The sequence below is a fragment of the Nocardioides sp. GCM10030259 genome (assembly GCF_042666375.1).
Classification (GTDB): domain Bacteria; phylum Actinomycetota; class Actinomycetes; order Propionibacteriales; family Nocardioidaceae; genus Nocardioides.
This window is the reverse complement of sequence record NZ_JBHTDF010000009.1, coordinates 135,054-142,136: the sequence shown is the minus strand read 5'-3', so window position 1 is coordinate 142,136 and position 7,083 is coordinate 135,054. Positions and strand designations below refer to the sequence as shown.

The 7,083-nt window shown below is 72.3% G+C and carries 8 protein-coding genes and 1 riboswitch; all 8 genes read right to left on the bottom strand.

Going from position 1 to position 7,083, the window contains the following annotated elements; all coding sequences use genetic code 11:
- Positions 1–313: 313 nt before the first annotated feature.
- The gene (gene thiC, locus ACFQQI_RS11675; protein ID WP_378562780.1) at positions 314–1,858 is read right to left on the bottom strand and encodes a phosphomethylpyrimidine synthase ThiC; all 1,545 of its coding nucleotides are present in this window, start codon (positions 1,856–1,858) and stop codon (positions 314–316) included.
- Between the two features lie 16 nt (positions 1,859–1,874).
- A complete protein-coding gene (locus ACFQQI_RS11670; protein WP_378562776.1) occupies positions 1,875–2,570 on the bottom strand; it encodes a bifunctional hydroxymethylpyrimidine kinase/phosphomethylpyrimidine kinase in 696 nt (231 codons plus the stop codon).
- Positions 2,567–2,962 (bottom strand): thiamine phosphate synthase, encoded by a 396-nt coding sequence (locus tag ACFQQI_RS11665; protein WP_378562774.1) that lies wholly within the window; start codon positions 2,960–2,962, stop codon positions 2,567–2,569. The genes ACFQQI_RS11670 and ACFQQI_RS11665 overlap by 4 nt, the downstream gene beginning before the upstream one ends.
- Complete coding sequence (locus ACFQQI_RS11660) at positions 2,962–3,720, bottom strand: thiazole synthase (protein ID WP_378562771.1); 759 nt, start codon at positions 3,718–3,720, stop codon at positions 2,962–2,964. Before ACFQQI_RS11660 ends, ACFQQI_RS11665 begins: the two co-directional genes overlap by 1 nt.
- Before the next feature lie 5 nt (positions 3,721–3,725).
- Positions 3,726–3,914 carry a sulfur carrier protein ThiS gene (thiS, locus tag ACFQQI_RS11655; RefSeq protein ID WP_378562768.1) on the bottom strand — a complete coding sequence of 63 codons (189 nt, stop codon included), beginning with the start codon at positions 3,912–3,914 and terminating at the stop codon, positions 3,726–3,728.
- On the bottom strand, positions 3,911–4,906 hold the full coding sequence (locus ACFQQI_RS11650) for an FAD-dependent oxidoreductase (protein ID WP_378562765.1): 996 nt from the start codon (positions 4,904–4,906) through the stop codon (positions 3,911–3,913). The genes thiS and ACFQQI_RS11650 overlap by 4 nt, the downstream gene beginning before the upstream one ends.
- Positions 4,903–5,478: a thiamine phosphate synthase gene (gene thiE, locus ACFQQI_RS11645; protein WP_378562762.1), complete on the bottom strand. Its 576-nt coding sequence runs from the start codon at positions 5,476–5,478 to the stop codon at positions 4,903–4,905. The genes ACFQQI_RS11650 and thiE overlap by 4 nt, the downstream gene beginning before the upstream one ends.
- 14 nt (positions 5,479–5,492) lie before the next feature.
- Positions 5,493–5,601, bottom strand: a riboswitch (TPP riboswitch).
- A gap of 41 nt (positions 5,602–5,642) precedes the next feature.
- On the bottom strand, positions 5,643–7,013 hold the full coding sequence (locus ACFQQI_RS11640; protein WP_378562759.1) for an aspartate aminotransferase family protein: 1,371 nt from the start codon (positions 7,011–7,013) through the stop codon (positions 5,643–5,645).
- Positions 7,014–7,083 lie beyond the last annotated feature (70 nt).

The window sequence follows — 7,083 nt, the reverse complement described above, 5'->3', positions numbered from 1 at the left end:
TTCACTACGCTGCACGAAACCGTCTCGTCCCGACCGGGTAGAGACACCGAACGAAGTGTCCGGAAACCCCGGGGCGGTTCACGGAGACAGGGCGGTCAAGGGCGGCGAAGCCGCCGCAGGGAACCCTTGACCGCCCTGGCGGAGGACGAACAATGGCGCCGGCGGGAGGACGCCAGAGTCGCTGCCTAGGCACGATCGCCCAGCTCGTCGTACGCGCGCACGCGACGGTGGTTTCGAGGCTCAGGCGCGGGGCGCCTTCGCACCTCAACCACCGTGCCCCGGTGCCGCGAACCGACCGCAGGTCGGCGTCCGGTCAGGCTCGCTCTCGATCGTCGACGTAGACCGTGCCGCCGAGTGCGACGAACTCCTCGCTCTTCTCGAGGAAGCGCTCCCGGACCTCGGCGCTGATCCGCATGGAGCAGAACTTCGGGCCGCACATGGAGCAGAAGTGCGCGGTCTTGGCGTTCTCGGCGGGCAGGGTCTGGTCGTGGAAGGCCTCGGCCGTGTGCGGGTCGAGGGACAGCGCGAACTGGTCGTGCCAGCGGAACTCGAACCGGGCCTTGGACAGCGCGTCGTCCCAGGCCCGCGCGCCGGGATGCCCTTTGGCCACGTCGGCGGCGTGCGCGGACAGCTTGTAGGTGATGACGCCGGTCTTCACGTCGTCCCTGTCGGGCAGGCCAAGATGCTCCTTGGGGGTGACGTAGCAGAGCATGGCGGTGCCGTGCATCGCGATCGTGGCGGCGCCGATGGCCGAGGTGATGTGGTCGTAGCCGGGCGCGATGTCGGTGACGAGCGGGCCGAGCGTGTAGAACGGCGCGCCGTGACACCACTCCTGCTGGAGCGCGACGTTCTCCTCGACCAGGTCGAGCGGCACGTGGCCGGGTCCCTCGACCATGACCTGTACGTCGTGCGCCCAGGCCCGCGTCGTCAGCTCGGCCAGCGTGCGGAGCTCGGCGAGCTGGGCCGCGTCGTTGGCGTCGGCGGTGCAGCCCGGTCGCAGGCCGTCGCCGAGCGAGAACGAGATGTCGTAGCGGGCGAAGATCTCGCAGAGGTCGTCGAAGTGGGTGTAGAGGAAGTTCTCCTCGTGGTGGGCCAGGCACCAGCCCGCCATGATCGAGCCGCCGCGCGAGACGATGCCGGTGATCCGCTCGACGGTGAGCGGGACGTGTCGCAGGAGTACGCCGGCGTGGATCGTCATGTAGTCGACGCCCTGCTCCGCCTGCTCGATCACGGTGTCGCGGAAGATCTCCCAGCTCAGCGCCGAGGCATCGCCGCGGACCTTCTCGAGCGCCTGGTAGATCGGCACGGTGCCGATCGGCACCGGGCTGTTGCGGATGATCCACTCGCGGGTCTCGTGGATGTCCTTGCCGGTGGAGAGGTCCATGACGGTGTCGGCGCCCCAGGTGGTCGCCCACGTGAGCTTCTCGACCTCCTCCTCGATCGAGGAGGTGACCGCGCTGTTGCCGATGTTGGCGTTGACCTTCACCGTGAAGCGGCGGCCGATGATCATCGGCTCGGCCTCGGGGTGGTTGACGTTGAGCGGGATGATCGCCCGCCTGGCGGCCACCTCCTCGAGCACGATCGCGACGTCGACGCCCTCCCGGATCGCGACGTACTCCATCTCCGGGGTGACAAAGCCCTCGCGGGCGTAGCGGAGCTGGGTGACGACACCGTGCCGACCCGCCACCCACTCCGAGCGGAGCCGCGGCAGGCCGGCCGACGGGTCGGAGCCAGGTCCGGCGGTGGTGTAGCGATCGAAGTGCTCCCCGTTGGTCAGCGCGACCCGGGTGAACGGCACGCGGATGTCGGGACGCGACCCGGTGCGGTGGATGGTGCTGTGCGAGGGGTGGAGCTGCATCTGTCCTCCTACTGGACTACAGGATGTGGGCCACGGGCCCGCGCCCGCGGCCGAGGGACCAGGACGCCGACACGGTGAGCCGGTCGACGACGAACTGCTGGGCGAGGCGTGCGGCCTCCGCCAGCGGGCGCCCGTGGGCGAGGTACGCCGCGAGCGCGGCGCTGTGGGTGCATCCGGTGCCGTGGTCGTTGTCCGTGGGCACCCGTGCGGCCCGTAGCGGCTGGCCGTCGAGCACGTCGACCGAGGCGCCGGTGACCAGCGACGGGCAGGGCAGCTCGCCCAGTGCCGCGCGCTCGTCGGTGTTCGGAGTGGCCACGGTCGCCCGGGGCAGCACCACCTCGCGGTAGGCGGCGACCAGGTCGGGTGCCGCCAGCACCGCACCGCTGGTGGCCACCAGGACGGGGTCGACGACGAGGGGTACGTCGGCCGGCAGGACCGCCACGACAGCCCGGGCGACGTCGGCCGACCCGAGCATGCCGGTCTTCACGGCAGCGACCGGCAGGTCGTCGAGGACAGCCCGCACCTGGGCGACGACGTCGTCGGGTGGCAGCGGGACGATCCGGTGCACCCCGAGGGTGCACTGCGCCGTGATCGCCGTGACGGCGACGGCGCCGTGCGCGCCGAGCGCGGCGAACGTCGTGAGGTCGGCGGCGATCCCGGCGGCACCGCCGGAGTCGGAGCCGGCGATGGTGAGCACCACGGGCGGGGTCATGCGATCGCCTCCAGCAGCTCGACGACGACGCGGTCCGGGTCGTCGGCACGCAGCACCGCGCCCATCACGGCGACGCCGTGGGCGCCGGCGTCGAGGAAGGACCGCGCGTTGCCCGCGTCGACACCGCCGAGCGCGAAGAACGGCGTACCGCCCGCGACGGCTGCTGCGGCCCTGACTCCCTCGACGCCGAGCGGCGGGCCGTAGCCGGGCTTGGAGAGGCTCGGCGCCACCGGCGAGAGGGTGACGAACTCGGCCCGCGCCGCCGCGACCTCGTCGACCGAGTGGCACTTGACCAGGTCGAGCTCGGGGACCACCAGCACCTCGGGCCCGGACTCGACCCGCGCGACGCCACCGGCCGGCACCACGACCAACAGCCTGGGCAGCCGGCGCATCACAGCGCCGCCCTCCCGCTCATCGGCGAGGAGGCGCGCGCCTCGGTCAGCCGAGGGATCCGGCCGGCCTCGCGCGCCCGGTGTCCCGCCTCGACCGCGAGCCGCAGCGCCGAGGCCATCGCGACCGGGCTCTCGGCCCGGGTGATCGCGGTGGCCGCGAGCACGGCGTCACAGCCGAGCTCCATCGCGAGGGCCGCGTCCGACGCCGTGCCGATCCCGGCGTCCAGGACGACCGGGACCTCGACCGCGGCCCGGACGCGCTCGATCGCCCACGGGTCGGTGATGCCGAGCCCCGATCCGATCGGCGACCCCAGCGGCATCACCGCGGAGCAGCCGACGTCGACGAGCCGGCGGGCGACGACGGGGTCGGCGGTGGTGTACGGCAGCACGGTGAAGCCGTCGGCGACGAGCTCGCCGGCAGCGGTGACGAGGCCGACGACGTCGGGCAGCAGTGACCGTTCGTCGCCGATCACCTCGAGCTTCACGACGCCGGTGCCGAGTGCCTCGCGGGCGAGCCGGGCAGTCAGGACCGCCTCCCTCGCCGAGAGACAGCCCGCGGTGTTGGGCAGCAGCGGCACGTCCTGCGCACGCAGCAGGGCGAGCAGTCCGGACGGTCCGAGGTCGGCCGAGCGACGCATCGAGACCGTGACGAATCCGGGGTCGGCCGCGGTGATGACGTCGACGAGGGTGGCCTGGCTGGGGAGCCCGCCCGTGCCGATCCACAGGCGGCTCTCCACGTCGAGGGTTCCGAGCTTCATCGACCTCACCCGCCCTGGAGCGCGGTCAGGACCTCGACGGCGTCCCCGTCGCTGAGCAGGGTGCCGGCCCAGTCGCCTCCGCACACCACCTCGCCGTTGATCGCCGCAGCGACTCCGTCGGTGCGCGTCACGAGCTGGTCGAGCGTGCAGGGCGAGGGCACCTCGCGAGCGGCGCCGTTGACGGTGATTCTCATGCGGGACTGACCTCCTGATCGAACCGCGATGGGTGGAAGGGCAAGGTTTCGGGTGGCGGAGCCGTGCCCTCGACGAGGGCGAGCACGGCTGTCGCGGTGATCGGCGCGAGGAGTACTCCGCCGCGGTGGTGGCCAGCAGCGATGAGCTCGCCCGTGGGCAGCCGCCCGAGGAGCGGGCCGTTGTCCGGCGTCCCCGGGCGGTCACGCGCGAGCACCTCGAGCACGGCGGCCTGCTCCAGCGACGGCACCAGGGCACGCGCCGCGTCGAGCAACCGGGCGACGCCGCCGACGGTCGGCAGCAACGGACCCGTCCGGTGCTCGGAGGTCGCGCCGACCACGACCTCGCCGTCATCGCGCGGGACCAGGTAGACCGCTTCGCCGTGCACCAGTCCGCGTACGACGCGCCGCGGCGGATCGTCCGAGCGGATCCGCAGGATCTCCCCGCGGACCGGGTGGATCGACGGGTGCGCCGCTCCTCCCGTGCAGCGGACCGTGACGTACGGCGGGGCCGGCTCACGCACCACCCGCCCGTCCAGCAGCCCGAGCAGGGTCGCCGTGACGACCCTCGGGTCCACCGACGAGTCGGTCGGCAACCAGGCGCCGCCGACGACCCGGTCGGACAGCGTGGGCTCGAGATCGAGCACGTCCACGTCGCTGACCGGCACGCCGCACCGCGCGAGCAGCTCCACCGACCGACGCACCACCGCGAGGTCCGAGGCGTCGCGGGCCACGAGCACGGCGCCGTCCTGGCCGAGCGGGACGCCGATGCGCTCCGCGAAGGACGGCCACAGCGCGGCCGACGCCAGGCCGAGGCGCAGCAACGTCTCCTCGCCGTACCACGCCTCCCCGGCCGGGGCGATCATGCCGGCCGCGGCGTACGACGCGCCGGTGCCGGGTGACGGGTCGTAGACGGTCACCTCGTGGCCGGCCTCCTGCAGCCACCACGCGCAGGTGAGCCCGACGATCCCGGCGCCGGCGATCGACACCCTCATGCGGCGGGGAGCGCCGCGGCGATCTCCTTCGCTGCCTGACATGGATCGGGTGCGCGGCTGACCGCGCCCAGCACCGCCACGCCGTGCGCACCGGCGGCGATCACCGCGGGCACGCGCTCGGCCGTGATGCCGGCGATGGCGACGACCGGCAGCACGCCCGTGACCGACGCCAGCCCGTCGACGCCCAGCGGCTCGGGCAGCCCGGCCTTGCTCGACGTGGCGAACACCGGACCGACCCCGGCGTACGACGCGCCGGCCGCCCGGGCCTCGAGCACCGCCGCCCGCGAGCGGCACGTGGCCCCGATGACGAGGTCAGGGGCCAGCGCACGAGCCGCCCGGACGGGCAGGTCCTCTGCGCCGAGGTGCACCCCGTCGGCGCCGGCCGCGAGCGCGACGTCGACGCGGTCGTTGACGATCAGCAGGCCGCCGGCCGGCCGGACCGCCTCGACGGCCGCGGTCACGAAGGCCAGCAGGCTCCGATCGTCGAGCGACTTGTCGCGCACCTGGATGGCGCCGACGCCGGCGGCGACCAGCGCGCCGAGCAGGTCGACCGGCACGACCGGAGTGATCACGTGAAGACGAGGAACCAGCACAACCGCTCACTTCCTTCGCCGGCATTACCCGGATCAGGTTCGACGGTCGGAGCGGCGTCAGCCCCATCTCAGCCCGTGCCTCGGGCTCCCGTGTGGACGCGAACGACCGTAGGTGACGATCGCGGGTCAGGGCAAGGGCGAGCTCAGAGCAGCGAGCCGGCCTTGTCGAGGACCGTGCGCAGGATGTGCTCCATCTCGTCGAAGTGCTGCTGGTCGCAGATCAGCGGGGGAGAGAGCTGGATGACCGGGTCGCCGCGGTCGTCGGCGCGGCAGTAGAGGCCCTCGGCGTAGAGCTGCTTGGAGACGAACCCGTAGAGCAGGCGCTCGCACTCCTCGTCGGTGAACGACTCCCGGGTCTCGCGGTCCTTGACCAGCTCGATGCCGTAGAAGTAGCCGTCGCCTCGGACGTCGCCGACGATCGGCAGGTCCTTGAGCCGCTCGAGGGTGGAGCGGAACGCCGCCTCGTTGGCCCGGACGTGCTCGAGGACCTGCTCCTGCTCGAAGATCTCGAGGTTCTTCAGCGCGACCGCGGTCGAGACCGGGTGGCCGCCGAAGGTGTAGCCGTGGGCGAACATCTGGCCCTCGGCGAGGAACGGCTGCATCAGCCTGTCGGAGGCGATCATCGCGCCGAGCGGCGCGTAGCCCGACGTGATGCCCTTGGCGCAGGTGATGATGTCGGGCTCGTAGCCGTAGCGCTCGGCGCCGAACATGTGGCCCAGCCGACCGAAGGCGCAGATGACCTCGTCGGAGACCATCAGCACGTCGTACTCGTCGCAGATCTCGCGCACCCGCTGGAAGTAGCCGGGCGGGGGCGGGAAGCAGCCGCCGGAGTTCTGCACCGGCTCGAGGAAGACGGCGGCGACGGTGTCGGGGCCCTCGTTCTCGATGGCGACCGCGACCTGGTCGGCGGCCCAGCGGCCGAACGCCTCGGGGTCGTCGCCGTGGACGGGAGCCCGGTAGATGTTGGTGTTCGGCACCCGGAACGTCGACGGCACCAACGGCTCGAACTGCTGCTTCAGCGGCGGCAGCCCGGTGATCGACAGGGCTCCCTGGGTGGTGCCGTGGTAGGCGATCGCCCGGGAGATGACCTTGTGCTTCATCGGCTTGCCGACGAGCTTGAAGTAGTTCTTGGCGAGCTTCCACGCGGTCTCGACGGCCTCGCCGCCGCCGGAGGTGAAGAAGACCCGGTTGAGGCTGCCGGGCGCGTAGCCGGCGATCTTCTCGGCGAGCAGGATCGCGTTCGGGTGGGCGTAGGACCACAGCGGGTGGAACGCCAGCTCCTTGGCCTGCGCGGCCGCGGCCTCGGCGAGATCGGTGCGCCCGTGGCCGAGCTGGGAGACGAACAGCCCGCCCAGCCCGTCGAGGTAGCGCTTGCCCTGCGCGTCGTAGATGTAGGCACCCTCACCGCGCACGATGATCGGCACGTCGGCCTCGGCGTACGACGAGTGCCGGGTGAAGTGCATCCACAGGTGGTCCTTGGCGGCCCGCTGCAGGGCGTCGAAGTCCGAGCTCATGCGTCCATCGTGCGCGGTCCAGTCCGGGAAAGGCAAGCGGATCCGTGGCGACACGGTGTGATTTGCGCGG